The sequence below is a fragment of the Pseudomonas sp. N2-3-1-14 genome (assembly GCF_041228395.1).
In the GTDB taxonomy this organism is placed as follows: Bacteria; Pseudomonadota; Gammaproteobacteria; order Pseudomonadales; family Pseudomonadaceae; genus Aquipseudomonas.
This window is the reverse complement of sequence record NZ_CP166199.1, coordinates 2,231,831-2,245,257: the sequence shown is the minus strand read 5'-3', so window position 1 is coordinate 2,245,257 and position 13,427 is coordinate 2,231,831. Positions and strand designations below refer to the sequence as shown.

The window sequence follows — 13,427 nt, the reverse complement described above, 5'->3', positions numbered from 1 at the left end:
TTGACTGAAAGGCTTTCTCCCGTCGGATGTTGATCGAACGGCTGGGAAAAAGCGCCTTAACGCAGTGAAGCTTAGCGATTTCAGGCGAAATGCGGCCGTTCAAAAACAAAAAAGAAGTTTCGTACATAGGGGTCGGAAGTGTCTTTTACGAAACATGACAGCGCATTAATAACGCAACTACAGACAACAAGAAAATTCCCACACTAACTTTACAAGCATAACTAACTAATAAAGAAACAGCTGACACTCACCCAAGCTATCAGCTGCTCTATCACGATCAGGTTTGAGCCCTTGCAGTCCCGAATAGACTGACGCTCAGCACTGTTTCACCCTGGCTCTGCAACCGTACGGGTGCTGTGCCACCTGGCATGACCACGGCCACTACGCCGTCCGTGACCCAACCTGCTCGCCATGCCGCGCACGCCACGGCACTGGCGCTGGTCCCCGAGGACGCGGTGGGCCCCTCTCCCCGCTCAAACACCCGCGCGATCACGTGATTGTCCGAAGATCGGGCAGCCCATTGCAGATTGATTCCGGCACGACACGGTTGACCACGCCCAAGCGGCGGTGCGAAGGCAATCGCCTGCAACAACCCGAACAGTTCCGGCTGTTGCATCGACTGATTGTCGGGTAACGCGCTGGCATGCTCGACGAGCGTCACGCAATGAGGGTTGCCCACACGTACAAACTGACTGCAGGCCCATTGCGGGTTCACTGCAGCCAGCGCGGCCACGTGACTGAACTCACGCTCCCTGACCGCAACCGCATCAACACCCGTAGCAGCCACTGCGTCGGGGCCGAACATTGGTAGCCCCAATGCCAGCCAGAAACCTGCCACCTCTTCGTACAACGCCGACTCCACGCGGGTTGCAACAGGCGACGCCGTGGCCGGCTGGTCATGGTGCACGCGCAATTCACACGCCTGAACCATCAAGCCCTGATCGGCCAACGCCTGCGCAAAAATAGTCAGACCGTTGCCGCTGCGTTCGGCGAGGGAGCCATCCGTATTGACGATCAGCAGGTCGAACGGCGGCGCGGTTTGAAATGGCCCGACCAGCAAACCATCGCAACGGTGCGCCTTCGCATTGGCGGGTCGGGGCAACGCGCCCCAGCCGCATTCGGAAGTGATTGCCGACGTTGCCCAGTCTTTGCGAGTGTGCGCCGCCAAGTCAGCACGCTCGGGCACATCAACACCGCGGCTGCGCAGATAGGCCGGGCTGACCACCGCATAGATATTGCCCCGCGCGTCATAGAACTGGGTCATTTTGCCACCCGCGTGAAAATCTTCATCGGCTTGTCCGTCCAATTGCCTGCACAGTGGGCGGCAGCGTATTACAGAACTGTCGACCGGGTCATCCGCAGGGAACCCGGCTCGCTCGAGAGCGCCTGATATGCAAGGATGTCGCGCCGGACATCGTTCGCTGAATGCAAAACCAAGGATTTTTCATGACTGCCATTCCCACTCCAGCGCCCGTGGTTCCCGGGCGACTGGAACAAATGTCGACCCGTATCGCTTTTTTCATCGCCGGCTTCGGCATCGCCGCCTGGGCGCCGCTGGTGCCGTATGCCAAGGCACGCGCGCAACTCAACGAGGGCACGCTGGGTCTGCTGCTGTTGTGCCTGGGAGTGGGTTCGATCATCGCTATGCCGGTGGCCGGTGCGCTGGCCTCACGTTACGGCTGCCGACGCGTGCTGACGGGCGGCACGATCATGATCTGCCTGGCCCTGCCGATGCTCGCGACGGTCAGCTCGATCCCGCTGCTGATGGCCGGGCTGTTTCTGTTTGGCGCCGGCCTGGGCACCGTGGATTCGACGGTCAACCTGCAAGCCGTCATCGTTGAGCGCGCCAGCGGCAAAACCATGATGTCGGGCTTTCACGGCTTGTTCAGCCTTGGCGGCATCGTCGGCGCGGCGGGGGTCTCCGGGTTGCTCGGCCTGGGCCTGTCGCCGTTGCAGGCAACCCTGGTGGTGATCGTGATCATGGCGGTGGCGCTGCTCAAGGCCGGGCCACATCTGTTGCCCTACGGCAGCGAAAGCTCGGGCCCGGCATTTGCAGTGCCTCACGGGGTGGTGCTGTTTATTGGCTGCCTGTGTTTCATCGTATTTTTGGCTGAAGGCGCGGTGCTGGATTGGAGTGCCGTGTTCCTCAGCGCCGAGCGCGGCCTGGATGAGGCTTATGCCGGCCTCGGCTATGCGGCATTTGCCTTGACCATGACCGCGGGACGCTTGACCGGCGATGCCATTGTGCGGCGGCTGGGCGCCACCCGTGTGATTATCATCGGCGGCTCGCTGGCCACCGCCGGCATGCTGCTCGCCACGCTTTTCCCGGCCTGGGAAACCGCGCTTCTGGGGTATGCGTTGGTGGGCGCCGGTTGCTCGAACATCGTGCCAGTGCTGTACACCGCCGTCGGCAAGCAAAAAGTCATGCCGGAACACATCGCGGTACCGGCCATTACGACCCTGGGCTATGCCGGCATTCTAGCCGGCCCGGCCATGATCGGCTTTATCGCCCACGGCAGCAGCTTGAGCATCGCCTTTGTGCTGGTCGCGATGTTGCTGGCCGGCGTGGCCATCAGCGGCAAAGTTCTCAAGGTGTAAATCGCCTGCCACACACGGCCTGGACGCTACCGGGCCTTGTGCATCTGGTGCTGTTCCAGCCAGCGCTCCAGGCTTTTGTTGCACAGCCAGCCCTCGTGCCTGGAGCGGCCAAACAAGCGCTGGTTACTGGCGCGCTGCAACGCGCGCAATAAACCTGGGCGCTCGATGATGTTTTTTGCCGTGTACACACAGTGTTCACTGTATTTCTTTCTGGGCAATCCGGTGGTGGGTTCAAGAATCGGCCTGCCCAGTGAGTCGCTGTCATCGGGGTCATTCATCACCACTTTGAGCAGCGAAATATCCACGTACTCAAAGGTTTCAAAGAACACGGTGCGGTCCTTGAGCGTGTCCCTCAACTGTTTGAAGTGACCTTGCAGCGCCTGCACGACGCTGGCATTGCCCTGGCCATGGAAAGGGTCCTGGCTGAAGGCGTTGGGTGAACTGTTGCCGCGCAATGCGCACGCGGCTTCCAGGCTGTCGCGGGTGATATAGCCGTCGCAATCGATGATCGCGTCGCTCAGCAGCGGGCGCTTGAGAATTTCCCTGACCACCAGGATCATGCGGTCGCGCACGTCATTCACCCTCACGCTTTTCGGCTGCAAATTGGCGCAGCGAAGACGGCGTCACACAACCCCCCTCGCTGTAGTTTTCAAACACGTCAAAGTTCTTTCGCAACTCGAGCGCCAACTGTCTATCGGTGAAGCTCGGGCCCGGAAGCGTGGTGTCTGCGCGAGCCGCTGGCGCGTTCTGCAGCGCCTGGTGCCGCAACGACGGCAAGGTTGCGCGCAAGCCGTGCCGCCGCGGCGGCGGCAGGTCTTGCGCAACCGATTGATCCTCGCAAAACGGCTGTGCCACAGGCGGCGGCGAAGGCCAGCGAACCTGCGGGCCGCCCATGGCCGTTGGCAGCATGCGCGGTAATGCACCCTCAATTGTCATACGTCATCTCCCGACCTTTTGCTGATCTGCGCTTGCCTGAAATTCAACACCGAGGTGTTCCGGATCAGTGGGTTAATTGCGTAGGAGCAAGCAACCGATGTGTGGCGAGTTGGGCACGATAGTTCCGGGCAGCGGCTGAATACCAATAACAGCATGTAAAAACCCTGAGGCGTTGGGTCAACCCGACGTTCTCCCACGCCAGACAGTTTTCAGGCCATTGATCAACACAGCCCAGGCGCCCGACCATTTGCTTTCGTTGCGGCTCGCCTCCCCAGGCGCAAGCATGCCGCGGGCGAAATCATCGGCGACCGGTGCCCGGAACTTGCACTGCCCCGCGAACGCTTTCATGCGCTGCACTTCTGCCGCGTACCCGTTCGGCGGGGCCGCAGGCAGAACGTCATTCGGCAGCTCTTGCCCCGCCACTGATGTTGAGCGCTCAACGTCGGCGCCCTTGGCGAAGGTGTCGAGGCCACCCCTTGGGCAGGGTTGAAACGAAGTTGAAGTCATATCCAGGTCCTGATTCATGTTCTGAAAAGACCACCGAGTGCGCCAAGCCGTTGGGGCCATTCAACGCAGCAAGCGCCACGAAGCGTTCGCCGCGCCGATTGCATCGCGCGTACTCAATCAGCGGGACAGTGCGACCAGAATTTCAAACACGTTGATCCGGCCATCCGCGTCTGCGTCCATTTTCTTCAGCGAATCGCCGCGGCCGGTAAACGCTTTACTCAGTTGGATTAAATGGTCGATCGAAGGGATGCCCGTCATGGGGGTTTTGCCCAGTGTCTGAAGGTCTTTGATGTTGATTTCGTGCCCAACGTAATCTTTCAATTGATTGAAATGGTTGAGCATTTCCTGGGCTATTTGTTTGTCATCCTTGTATTTGAAAGGGTTGTCGTCACGAATGAGTTTAGCCAGGGCGTGCAGGTCGGTTCGACTGCCAAGGGCGTCCATCATGCCGGTACGTCGCAATACCTCTCTGGCTGTGCGAATGTTTTCATTCAGTTTGGGATCACTGCCCAGCTGTTTTGCCGCCATGTCTTTAAGGGTGCGAGCACTCAGGGTTTTGGAGTGACTTGATCCGGTGAACGCCGCGAAGTTGTTCAGCAGCAACTGCGCCAGTTGGTCATTACTTTTATGGGCGTAGACGAGGTCTGGTTTACCCGACCCAAACGGCACAGGCGTTGGCGGTACGCCGTTATGATGAGCATGCGCGTCGGCGCGCTGACGACCAAACCAATGGCCCATTGCGTGTTGAAACTGCTGCATGAAACCCTGTTGCGAGGCAGAGTGAGTCATCGCCGGCGCCCAATGATGATGATCAGTGTGACCCTGGGCTGCTTGCTGATGAGCGCCAAACACCGGCCCGGAAACGTTGACCGACAGGTTATAACTGACGTTCCCGGCACTGTGGCTGTCGTAGGACGGCGCAACAGAAAACGAGCGGTTGGCCCTGGCTTCGGGCTTGGAATCAGCCAGCGCCGTGTCAGTGGTTGATGAAACAGAAACAGACGTATCGAGAGCCGATACCGACATAAGTGCCTCCAGTGCAAGGGGATCGATTACCAACCTGCCACGCCAGCGTGACGTCGAAGTCGTTCAGGTTTCCCCCTGTGTGGCGCCTCTGTCGGAATAGGTTCCTGACCCGGCAGCAGGTCGCTTAACTACCTGTAGGAAAGGCGCAAAAAAAATCGCAGCCCCAGGGCTGCGATTTTTCGTGTCAGCGGCAGGTCAGAACCCGACGCTTGCCTGTACGAAGAAGGTACGTGGTTCGCCAAGGTACAACCCGGCGTTGTTGTCGCTCGAGCGCGTGTAATGTTGTTGGTCGAAAACGTTTTTCACGCCCACGCCCAGTTTCAGGTTCGACAGTTGCGCACCAAAGTCATAGCCGCTGCGCACGTTGACCGACACATAACCAGGAATATTGCCGTACTGGCCATCGGCAGTGCCCTGGGTGATGTAGGTAGTGCCAGTGCCCGGCGCTCGTTGCCCGGACTGGGCATAGACGTCCAGGTTATGGGTCCAGTGATTGATGTCGTAACGCAGGCCCGCCGTTGCCACTTCACGCGAATACAGCGGCAAGTCGCGGCCCTTGAACGGTACATCGCCTTCAGAGGTGGCCTTGGTGTAGGTGAAACCGGCGCTGGCGGTGAGGCCGTCCAGGCGCGGGTCGAGGTTCGACAGGTCGTAGTGGGCCGATGTTTCGATGCCCTGGTGCTTGGTGGCGCCCAGGTTGGTCCAGCCCACGTCGTTGCTGACGTATTGCAACTCGTCCGAGAAGTCGATGTAGAACAACGTCACTTCGCCGCCCCACACGCTGTCGTTGTAGCGCGTGCCGACCTCGTAGGTCTTGGCTTTTTCCGGGTTCAGGCCATCGGCCGTCTGGTTGACCCGGCCGCCCTGCCCGATCTGCGCATACTGCAGGCTGCCGAACGAGGTTTCGTAGTTGGCGAACAGCTTCCAGGCATCAGAGATGTGGTACATCACGCTCAACGCCGGCAAGGGCTCGTTGCTCTCGATCTTGCGATTTTTCTCCACAGTGCGCACGCCGTTCAGGGCGACCACCGGGCGATCATGCCAACGGGTTTCGATGTTTTCAAAGCGGATACCCGGGGTGACGGTCCATTTGCCGATATCGATTTTGTTATCGAGATAGAACGCATTGGCGACGGTGCCGCCGGTGCGGTCCTGATAAACATGTCCATCGTTTTGGCCACCCGGCGTCGGCACATTGTCGACCAGGTTCAAGCTGCTGGCTTGCTCATGCATGCCTTCTTTCAGGTAGCGGTAACCGAGACTGACTTCCTGAGTGCTGGGGCCCACGTCGAACACATGCGACACACGCGGCTCGATGCCGAAGGTGTAGTAGGTGCGCGGGTAGGAGCCGATGGTTTTCAGGTCACGGTTGGCGATGTTGCTGCCACGGAAGCTGTCGGTGTAGTAGGTCAGCACTTCGGCCTGGGTACGGTCATCGATCTGCCGGATGTACTTGAACGACACGTCCTTGCGGCGGCCGCTGAAGTTGTCGTAGTCGCGCACCGACTGGTACGGATTGGCGTCGAATTGCTTCTGGGTCAAGCCGCCGGGCATGTCGGCGCTGGCGTCGTAGTAGTGGAAATTAAGCGAGAAATCGTCTTGATCGGTCGGCGCCCAGTGCGTCTTGAGGATCACGTCGTCGATGTCATTGGCGTTGTTGCTGTCGCGGTAACCGTTGCCGTTGACGCCGGTATAGAGCAACGCGACGCCAATCCCGTTGTCGGCGGTGCCACCCACAAAGGCGTTGTCGACGTGTTTCCAGCCACCGTGTTCAGCCGTCTGCAAAGTGGTGCCGACTTCCCCGGAGAACGTCTCGGGAATGGCGCGGGTGACGAAGTTGATCACACCGCCGACGTTCTGCGGCCCATAACGCACGGAACCGGCGCCGCGTACCACGTCGATGCTGTCCAGGTTGCCGGCGGAAATCGGCGCCATCGACAGTTGAGGCTGGCCATACGGGGCGAACGCCGCCGGTACGCCGTCGATCAGCACGGTGGAGCGTGGCGACAGGCGCGACGTCAGGCCACGAACACCGACGTTCAGGGAAATATCACTGCCACCGGTGCCGTTGGATTCCTGCACCTGCACGCCAGGGATGCGGCGCAGCACGTCACCGACGTTCATTGCGCCCTGCTCAACCATGGCTTCACGGCGCACCACCGTGCGCGCGCCAGGGTGGTTCTGCACGACGGCAGCGTTCGCATCGCCCAACCAGTCGCCGACCACCTTGATGTCAGTGACGCCCAGCTCCAGCGGCGAGCCCGCTTCACCGGTGCCGGTGCTTTGCGGGCGCAGGGTCACAGAGCCGGCGTCGATCTGGTAATCCAGGCCGCTGCCCTGCAGCAGCTGGCGCAGGGCTTGTTCGGGCGAGAGGTTACCGTCCACCGCAGGCGCTTGCTTGCCGGCGACCATGTCCGGGTTGAAAAACACTTGCAGGGAAGTCTGCTGGCCCAACTGGCTCAACGCTGCGCCCAAAGGCTGGGCGCGGATGTGGATGCCGTCGCCAGCATAGGCCGCAGGCAGCGCGGCACTGACGGCAAGCGCCAGCGCCAGGGGCGCCCAGCGGGAAATTTTATTGTTGTAGACGGTCAGTTTTTTCACGTCGAACCTAGTCCTGTGATCGCAAGAGTGTGCGGCTGTTAATGCAAACCAGTTGCAGTTGCAGGAGAAGACGAAAAACTCGGAAAAAACCTGAATCTCAGCGGGAAATAATTTCCTGGCTGCCATCGGGCAAGCTGCGCAGGGCAACCGGCAGTATGTGCGGCAAGGCTTTGAGCAAGGCGTCGGTGTCGCGGGCGTTGAACACACTGGTCAAGCGCAGGTTGCTCACCGCCGCCGTGCTGACCCGCAAGGGCTGTTCACGATAGCGCGATACTTCACGGGCCACTTCGCCGAGGGTGGCGTTGTTGAACACCAGTTTTCCGCTGCGCCAGGCGGTCAGTTCATCGGCATTCACCGCGTAAGCCGCTGCGACCTGCCCCTGGGAATCGATATGCGTGCCGCGGCCTGCAGTGAGCGTGACCCTCTGATCCGTCGAGCGCCCCTGTACCTTGACGGTGCCGGCCTCGACCACCACGCGGGTCTGGTCGTCGTCACGGCGCACATCGAACCGTGTGCCGGTGACCGTCACGTGCCCTGCCCCGGCGACCACGATGAACGGGCGACGGGTGTCATGCTCGACGCTGAACATCGCTTCGCCTTGCTTGATCTCTACTCCGCGCCGGCCCTTTTCGTAGTGCACCGCGACCACGCTGCGGCTGTTCAGGTCCATGACCGAGCCGTCCGGCAAGGCCACTTGGCGATGCTCACCCACGCGCGTACTGAATTGCGCACTGTAGGGTGTGGGCTGATCCAACCCGCTGAACAGCCCGAGGCCCAGGGCAATCGCCACCACACTGGCGGCGACGGCATAACGCACAACGGCGCGGCGTCGGGGCCGCTCGACCGGCGCCTCACACAACGCCTGCAAACGCGCCTTGGGCAGCAGGTCCGCGGCGCTCCACATTCCTTGCAGCACATCGAATTCGTATTGATGCTCGGGGCGCTCGTTGCGCCAAGCGTCGAAGCGCTGGCGTTCTGCGCTGCTCAAGTCGGCCTCTTGCAGGCGTACAAACCATTGCGCGGCTTCGTCGCGAGCGCGGCTATCCATCATGGAAGGTCCTGTGTCAAAGCGGGTCATGGGGCCATCGCATCCAGGCGGTCACGCAGATGTCGCAAGGTGCGGATCATATACTTTTCCACCATGTTTTTAGACAGGCCCAGGCGCACGGCGATTTCCTGCTGGGTCAGGCCCTCGATTTTCTGCCAGATAAATACCTTGCGGCAGTTGAGCGGCAACTCGGCCAGGGCCCGCTCGATGGAGTCCGCCAACTGGATCGCGTGCATGAAATGCTCCGGATCGCCGCTGTGCGGCGAACGCTGATCAATGGCTTCCAGCGCCAGCGCCTCACGCCGGTCTTCGCGGCGATAGGCATCAACGGCGATGTTGCGCGCGGTTTGATGCAAATAGGCGCGCGGTTGCTCAACCTCGCTGGAACGCGACTCAAGCACCCGCACGAAGGTGTCGTGGGCCAAGTCCTCGGCCTGCTGACGGTTTCTCAGGCGGCGTGTCCAGGTTCCGATCAACTCTTCGTAGTGCTCGAAAAAGCCTGTTCTGCGGGGCGGCTGAGGAGTCATCGAGTGAGCACTGGGGAGGCGGGGCGTGAATAGTAATGCTTCCTATTAAGTGGAGCAATTGCTTCCCGTCGTCCCGCGCCGTTCTCGGCGTATGTCACCCGCGCCGCAGCATCAGCGCGGCGAGCGCACACAACGCCAATGCCACACCGGCCAGATAAAACGCATCGCTGTAGGCCATCAGAAACGCCTGGTGATGAATGCTCTGGTCGAGCAGTTGCAACGTCGCTTGATGGTCCGGCAACTGCGCTTGCAACACGCCCGCGTCCGGCAGGCGTTGTTGCAGGGCCGAGTCGAACAGCGTCACCGACTCATTGATCCGCGCTGAATGCACGCGCTCGCGCACCACCACCAGTTGCGCCAACAGCGCCGTACCGACGGCGCCGCCCAAGTTGCGCAGCATCGAAAACACCGCCGAGGCCGACCCCGCCTCGGCCTTCGCCAGCCCCTGCACGGCCAGCACCGACAAGGCCACCATGATCAGCGGCTGACCGACGCCGCGCACCACAATCGACGGCACGATCACATTGCTCGCGCTGTCGTCGGACAGGTGCGCGCCCATCCAGCATCCCAATGCCATGATCGCGAAGCCCGACGCCACCAGCAGCTTGGCGCTCAACCATTTCATCAATCGCGGCAAAAACGGCGCCATCACCAGTTGCACCAGCCCGTAGAGGATCAGGCTCAGCCCAATCTCCCGTGCGTTGTAGCCTTGCAATTGCGACAGGTAGTTGGGCACCAGAAACACCAGGCCGAATGTGCTCGCGCCGAACACAAACATCGCCACACTGGCCACGCCGAAGTTGTAATGCCCCAACAGGCGCAGGTTGATAAACGCATGCGCGCCCCACAGTTGGCGCGCGATAAACCCGAGCAGCCCGACCACGGCCAATACACTCATCCACACAATAAACGGCGAACCGAACCAGTCCTTGCGCCCGCCCTCCTCCAGCACGATTTGCAGCGCACCCAGGCCCATCACCATGCAGGCGATGCCCCACCAGTCGCCCTGGCGCAACAGCTTGAGGTGCATGGGCTGGCGATCAATCGACCAGGCCACCGCCGCGAGCAGCGCAATCCCGGGGAACAATTGCAGGTAGAAGATCCAGCGCCACGAATACACGTCCGTCAGCCAGCCGCCCATCGACGGGCCCGCAGCCTGGGCCACGCTATTGGCCAGGCTGAACAGGGCCATGCCCAATGGCACTTTGCTGGGCGGCAGCTCGGTGATGATTAGTTGGAAAGACAATGGGATCAGCACCGCGCCGGCCGCGCCCTGTATCACCCGAATGATGATCATGGCTTGCAGGTTCGGCGCCAGCGAGCACGCCACCGAGGCCAGCAGAAACACGCCCGAGCCTAAAAGCATCACCCGGCGCAGTGAAAACACCTGCACCAGCCACGCAGTGAGCGGGATCATGATGATTTCCGCCACCAGGTACGCGGTGGAGATCCAGGAACCCTCCTCGAACGTCGCGCCCAAAGCGCCTTCGATTTCCGGCAACGCGGCGCTGGTGACGTGCACGTTCATCCCGGCCATGAAGCAGCCGAACAGCCCGCCGATCACCGCCACCCACGCGCGCAACGACACCTGCGGTGACCGCACATCAACCGCCATGAGCAGGCGCCCCACGCGTGTCGACTGTGGCAATCACCGACATGCCCGGCAGGATGCGTGGGCCGTCACTTTCCTGCGGGAGCAGGCGGATCCGCACGGGAAAACGCTGGACGATCTTGGTGAAGTTGCCGGTGGCATTGTCGGGCGGCAATAACGCAAACACTGCGCCGGAGCCTGGGGCGATGCTTTCCACCTCGCCCCGCCAGTGCCGGCCGGCGAAGCTGTCCACGGCAATGTCCACCGATTGCCCAGGCGCCATGCGCTGCAGCTGGGTTTCCTTGAAGTTGGCGCTCACATACGCCTGCGCGACCGGCACCACGGCCAGCAGCGGCAAACCCGGCAGTGCGTATTGCTGGCGGCGCGCCTTGCGCTGGCCCACCACGCCGTCAAACGGCGCACGAATCGCCGTGTCCTCCAGCGCGTTACGCGCCAAGCCCACGGCGGCGCGAACTTCGCCGACATGGGCCTGACGTTCTTGCAGTTGGGCCTGGGCCTGTTGGCGGCGCGCCTTCAGCACCTGCAACTGCGCCTGCTGACGCAGCACCTGAGCACGTGCCTGGGCCAGCGCCGCCTGCGCCTGGGCCTGGCTGGCACTCACCGTTTCCAGGTGCTGGGCACTGGCGACCTGCTGCGCCACCAGGTCGCGATAGCGCTGGTAATCAAGGCGCGCGCGTTGTGCTTCAGCCTCACCGCTGGCCAGCGCGGCCTGGGCCTGAACAATACGTTGTTGTTGCTCGCCGGATTGCGCGTCAAGGGTCTGCAGGTTGGCCTGTTGCGCGGTGACCGCCGCTTCAGCTTGCTGCAACTGCGCCTGGGCACTGTTGAGACGCTCGATAAAATCGCGCTCATCGATACGCACCAACACGTCTCCGGCCTTGACCCACTGGTTGTCGTCCACCAGCACCTGGCTTATATAGCCGGCAACCCGTGGGCTGACGGCGACCCAATCGGCACGCACATAGGCATCGTCGGTCTCTTCGAGGAACTGCCCCGTTTTCCACCAATAGCTGCCAAACACGGCGATGCCCAGTAATGCAGCCACCGACGCCGTCACCACCAACGTGCGGCGGTGACGTTGCATCAACGTGGGCGGGATGACTTCAACGGCCTGATTCATCGGCGGGCTCCAAGGGTGGCTACGGGTAAGGAAGGGGATTGATCAGGACGCTGCCAACCGCCGCCCAGCGCCTGGAACAGGTCGATCTGGCGGTTGATCAGGTGCAGGTCGGCCTGGGCCAGGCGTGTTTCGAGGCTGACGCGATTGCGCTCGCTGTCCAGCAACTGCAGCGCATCCAGGCCACCGGCCAGGAAGCTGCGGTTGGCCAGGTCGAACGCCCGCCGGCTTTGCCCCAGGGCGGCGACCAGGGCTTGGCGGCGCTGCTGTTCGCCTTGGTAAAGCACCAACGCTTGCTCCACCTGCTTTAGCGCGTCGAGCACGGTGGCGTCGAATTGCGCCAGCGCCTGATGCGCTTCGGCCTGCCGCTGGGTGACCCGCGCAAAGGCGATCTGCCGGTTGGGAAACTGCCAGGACAGCAAGGGGCCGATGCCATACACCACGGCGTTGGCGTCCCCCAGTTTGCCCAGGCTGGCGGCCGACGAGCCGAGCATCGCGCCAAAGGTAATTTGTGGATACACCTGCGCGCGGGCCAGGCCGATGGCCGAGGTGGCCGCACGCACCTGGGCCTGGGCGCGGCGGATATCGGGACGGCGTTGCACCAGCGCCCAGCCATCGCCGACCGGCAATGGCGCCTGCAATCGCGGGCCTTGCTTACAGCTGTGAGCGCTGACCTGTTCCGGCGGCTGACCACTGAGCACCGCCAGTTCATACAGCGCGCTTTGGCGCCGCGCAGTGAACAGCGCCAACGGCGCGCGGGTTTCCTCCAGCAGGCCTTGCAGGCGTGCCACCTCCAGCTCATTGGCGGCGCCGGCCTTTTGCAAACGCTGAGTGACGTCGAGGCTGCGCGCCAACAGGCGCACCGAATCACGCTGCACCTGGGCCTGATGCGTATAGACGCAGGCCTGCGCATAGGCCCGGGCGATCTGCGCCGCCACGGTCACCCGCAATTCATCCTCCACCGCACGTGCGGTTTGTGCATCGGCACGCGCCGCAGCAATGCGGTAGCGCACGGCGCCCCACAGGTCCAGCGTATAACTCAAGGCAAACTCAGGGGTGTGGCTCCACTGCCCGCCCGCCGACTGGCCCGTCGCCTGGGCCAAGGTCTGGTCATCGCGGCTGCGGCCATACGCCAGGCCATAGGACAACTCGGTGGACGGGCGGCGCTCACCTTCGACCTGCTGCAACAGCGCCAGCATCGCATCGACATGCGCGCCGGCGGCCTCAAGGTTTTTGTTCTCGCGCAGTGCCCGTTCCACCAAGGCATCCAGTTGCGGGTCACGGTACAACTGCCACCAACGCGCCGGCAGCGGCTCGGCGGTTTCCAGGGATAAGGTTGCTGCAGGCTGCGCCGTAACCCGCGTCGAAGGCGCGTTGCTGCACCCGGTCAGCGCGCTGATCAAACCCACAATGGCCAAGCGGTGGAGGCGGTCAAAAACAGAGCTGGGCATCACA

General features: G+C 62.0%; 12 protein-coding genes. 1 reads left to right on the top strand and 11 read right to left on the bottom strand.

Going from position 1 to position 13,427, the window contains the following annotated elements; all coding sequences use genetic code 11:
- Positions 1-277: 277 nt before the first annotated feature.
- Positions 278-1,264 (bottom strand): diaminopimelate epimerase, encoded by a 987-nt coding sequence (locus tag AB5I78_RS10500; RefSeq protein WP_369303331.1) that lies wholly within the window; start codon positions 1,262-1,264, stop codon positions 278-280.
- 182 nt (positions 1,265-1,446) lie between these two features.
- Between AB5I78_RS10500 and AB5I78_RS10495 the strand changes: the two genes are divergently transcribed.
- Positions 1,447-2,598, top strand: a complete 1,152-nt coding sequence (locus tag AB5I78_RS10495; RefSeq protein WP_369303329.1) for an MFS transporter — start codon at positions 1,447-1,449, stop codon at positions 2,596-2,598.
- A 26-nt stretch (positions 2,599-2,624) separates the two neighbouring features.
- Here AB5I78_RS10495 and AB5I78_RS10490 read toward each other — a convergent pair whose 3' ends face one another.
- The 10 genes from AB5I78_RS10490 to AB5I78_RS10445 form a co-directional block, all read right to left on the bottom strand.
- On the bottom strand, positions 2,625-3,179 hold the full coding sequence (locus tag AB5I78_RS10490) for a type III secretion effector protein (protein ID WP_242201599.1): 555 nt from the start codon (positions 3,177-3,179) through the stop codon (positions 2,625-2,627).
- Positions 3,172-3,534: a hypothetical protein gene (locus tag AB5I78_RS10485; protein ID WP_242201602.1), complete on the bottom strand. Its 363-nt coding sequence runs from the start codon at positions 3,532-3,534 to the stop codon at positions 3,172-3,174. Before AB5I78_RS10485 ends, AB5I78_RS10490 begins: the two co-directional genes overlap by 8 nt.
- Before the next feature lie 177 nt (positions 3,535-3,711).
- Positions 3,712-4,059 (bottom strand): type III secretion protein, encoded by a 348-nt coding sequence (locus tag AB5I78_RS10480; protein ID WP_369303328.1) that lies wholly within the window; start codon positions 4,057-4,059, stop codon positions 3,712-3,714.
- Positions 4,060-4,158: 99 nt separating this feature from the next.
- Positions 4,159-5,067 (bottom strand): hypothetical protein, encoded by a 909-nt coding sequence (locus tag AB5I78_RS10475; RefSeq protein WP_369303327.1) that lies wholly within the window; start codon positions 5,065-5,067, stop codon positions 4,159-4,161.
- Between the two features lie 195 nt (positions 5,068-5,262).
- Positions 5,263-7,668 (bottom strand): TonB-dependent siderophore receptor, encoded by a 2,406-nt coding sequence (locus tag AB5I78_RS10470; RefSeq protein WP_369303326.1) that lies wholly within the window; start codon positions 7,666-7,668, stop codon positions 5,263-5,265.
- A 97-nt stretch (positions 7,669-7,765) separates the two neighbouring features.
- Positions 7,766-8,719, bottom strand: coding sequence for a FecR domain-containing protein (locus AB5I78_RS10465; protein WP_369303325.1), 954 nt, complete (start codon positions 8,717-8,719; stop codon positions 7,766-7,768).
- A gap of 23 nt (positions 8,720-8,742) precedes the next feature.
- Positions 8,743-9,243 carry a sigma-70 family RNA polymerase sigma factor gene (locus AB5I78_RS10460; protein WP_242201612.1) on the bottom strand — a complete coding sequence of 167 codons (501 nt, stop codon included), beginning with the start codon at positions 9,241-9,243 and terminating at the stop codon, positions 8,743-8,745.
- A 94-nt stretch (positions 9,244-9,337) separates the two neighbouring features.
- Positions 9,338-10,858, bottom strand: coding sequence for an MDR family MFS transporter (locus AB5I78_RS10455; protein ID WP_369303324.1), 1,521 nt, complete (start codon positions 10,856-10,858; stop codon positions 9,338-9,340).
- Positions 10,848-11,975 (bottom strand): HlyD family secretion protein, encoded by a 1,128-nt coding sequence (locus AB5I78_RS10450; RefSeq protein WP_369303323.1) that lies wholly within the window; start codon positions 11,973-11,975, stop codon positions 10,848-10,850. Before AB5I78_RS10450 ends, AB5I78_RS10455 begins: the two co-directional genes overlap by 11 nt.
- Entirely contained in the window at positions 11,972-13,423 is a 1,452-nt protein-coding gene (locus AB5I78_RS10445) for an efflux transporter outer membrane subunit (RefSeq protein ID WP_369303322.1), read from the bottom strand. The genes AB5I78_RS10450 and AB5I78_RS10445 overlap by 4 nt, the downstream gene beginning before the upstream one ends.
- Positions 13,424-13,427: the final 4 nt, after the last annotated feature.

Bases quoted from the DNA above. Each gene is read 5' to 3' on its own strand.
- AB5I78_RS10500 (WP_369303331.1), bottom strand. From the start codon at position 1,264: ATGACCCAGTTCTATGACGCGCGGGGCAATATCTATGCGGTGGTCAGC.
- AB5I78_RS10495 (WP_369303329.1), top strand. From the start codon at position 1,447: ATGACTGCCATTCCCACTCCAGCGCCCGTGGTTCCCGGGCGACTGGAA.
- AB5I78_RS10485 (WP_242201602.1), bottom strand. From the start codon at position 3,534: ATGACAATTGAGGGTGCATTACCGCGCATGCTGCCAACGGCCATGGGC.
- AB5I78_RS10480 (WP_369303328.1), bottom strand. From the start codon at position 4,059: ATGAATCAGGACCTGGATATGACTTCAACTTCGTTTCAACCCTGCCCA.
- AB5I78_RS10475 (WP_369303327.1), bottom strand. From the start codon at position 5,067: ATGTCGGTATCGGCTCTCGATACGTCTGTTTCTGTTTCATCAACCACT.
- AB5I78_RS10465 (WP_369303325.1), bottom strand. From the start codon at position 8,719: ATGATGGATAGCCGCGCTCGCGACGAAGCCGCGCAATGGTTTGTACGC.
- AB5I78_RS10460 (WP_242201612.1), bottom strand. From the start codon at position 9,243: ATGACTCCTCAGCCGCCCCGCAGAACAGGCTTTTTCGAGCACTACGAA.
- AB5I78_RS10455 (WP_369303324.1), bottom strand. From the start codon at position 10,858: ATGGCGGTTGATGTGCGGTCACCGCAGGTGTCGTTGCGCGCGTGGGTG.
- AB5I78_RS10450 (WP_369303323.1), bottom strand. From the start codon at position 11,975: ATGAATCAGGCCGTTGAAGTCATCCCGCCCACGTTGATGCAACGTCAC.
- AB5I78_RS10445 (WP_369303322.1), bottom strand. From the start codon at position 13,423: ATGCCCAGCTCTGTTTTTGACCGCCTCCACCGCTTGGCCATTGTGGGT.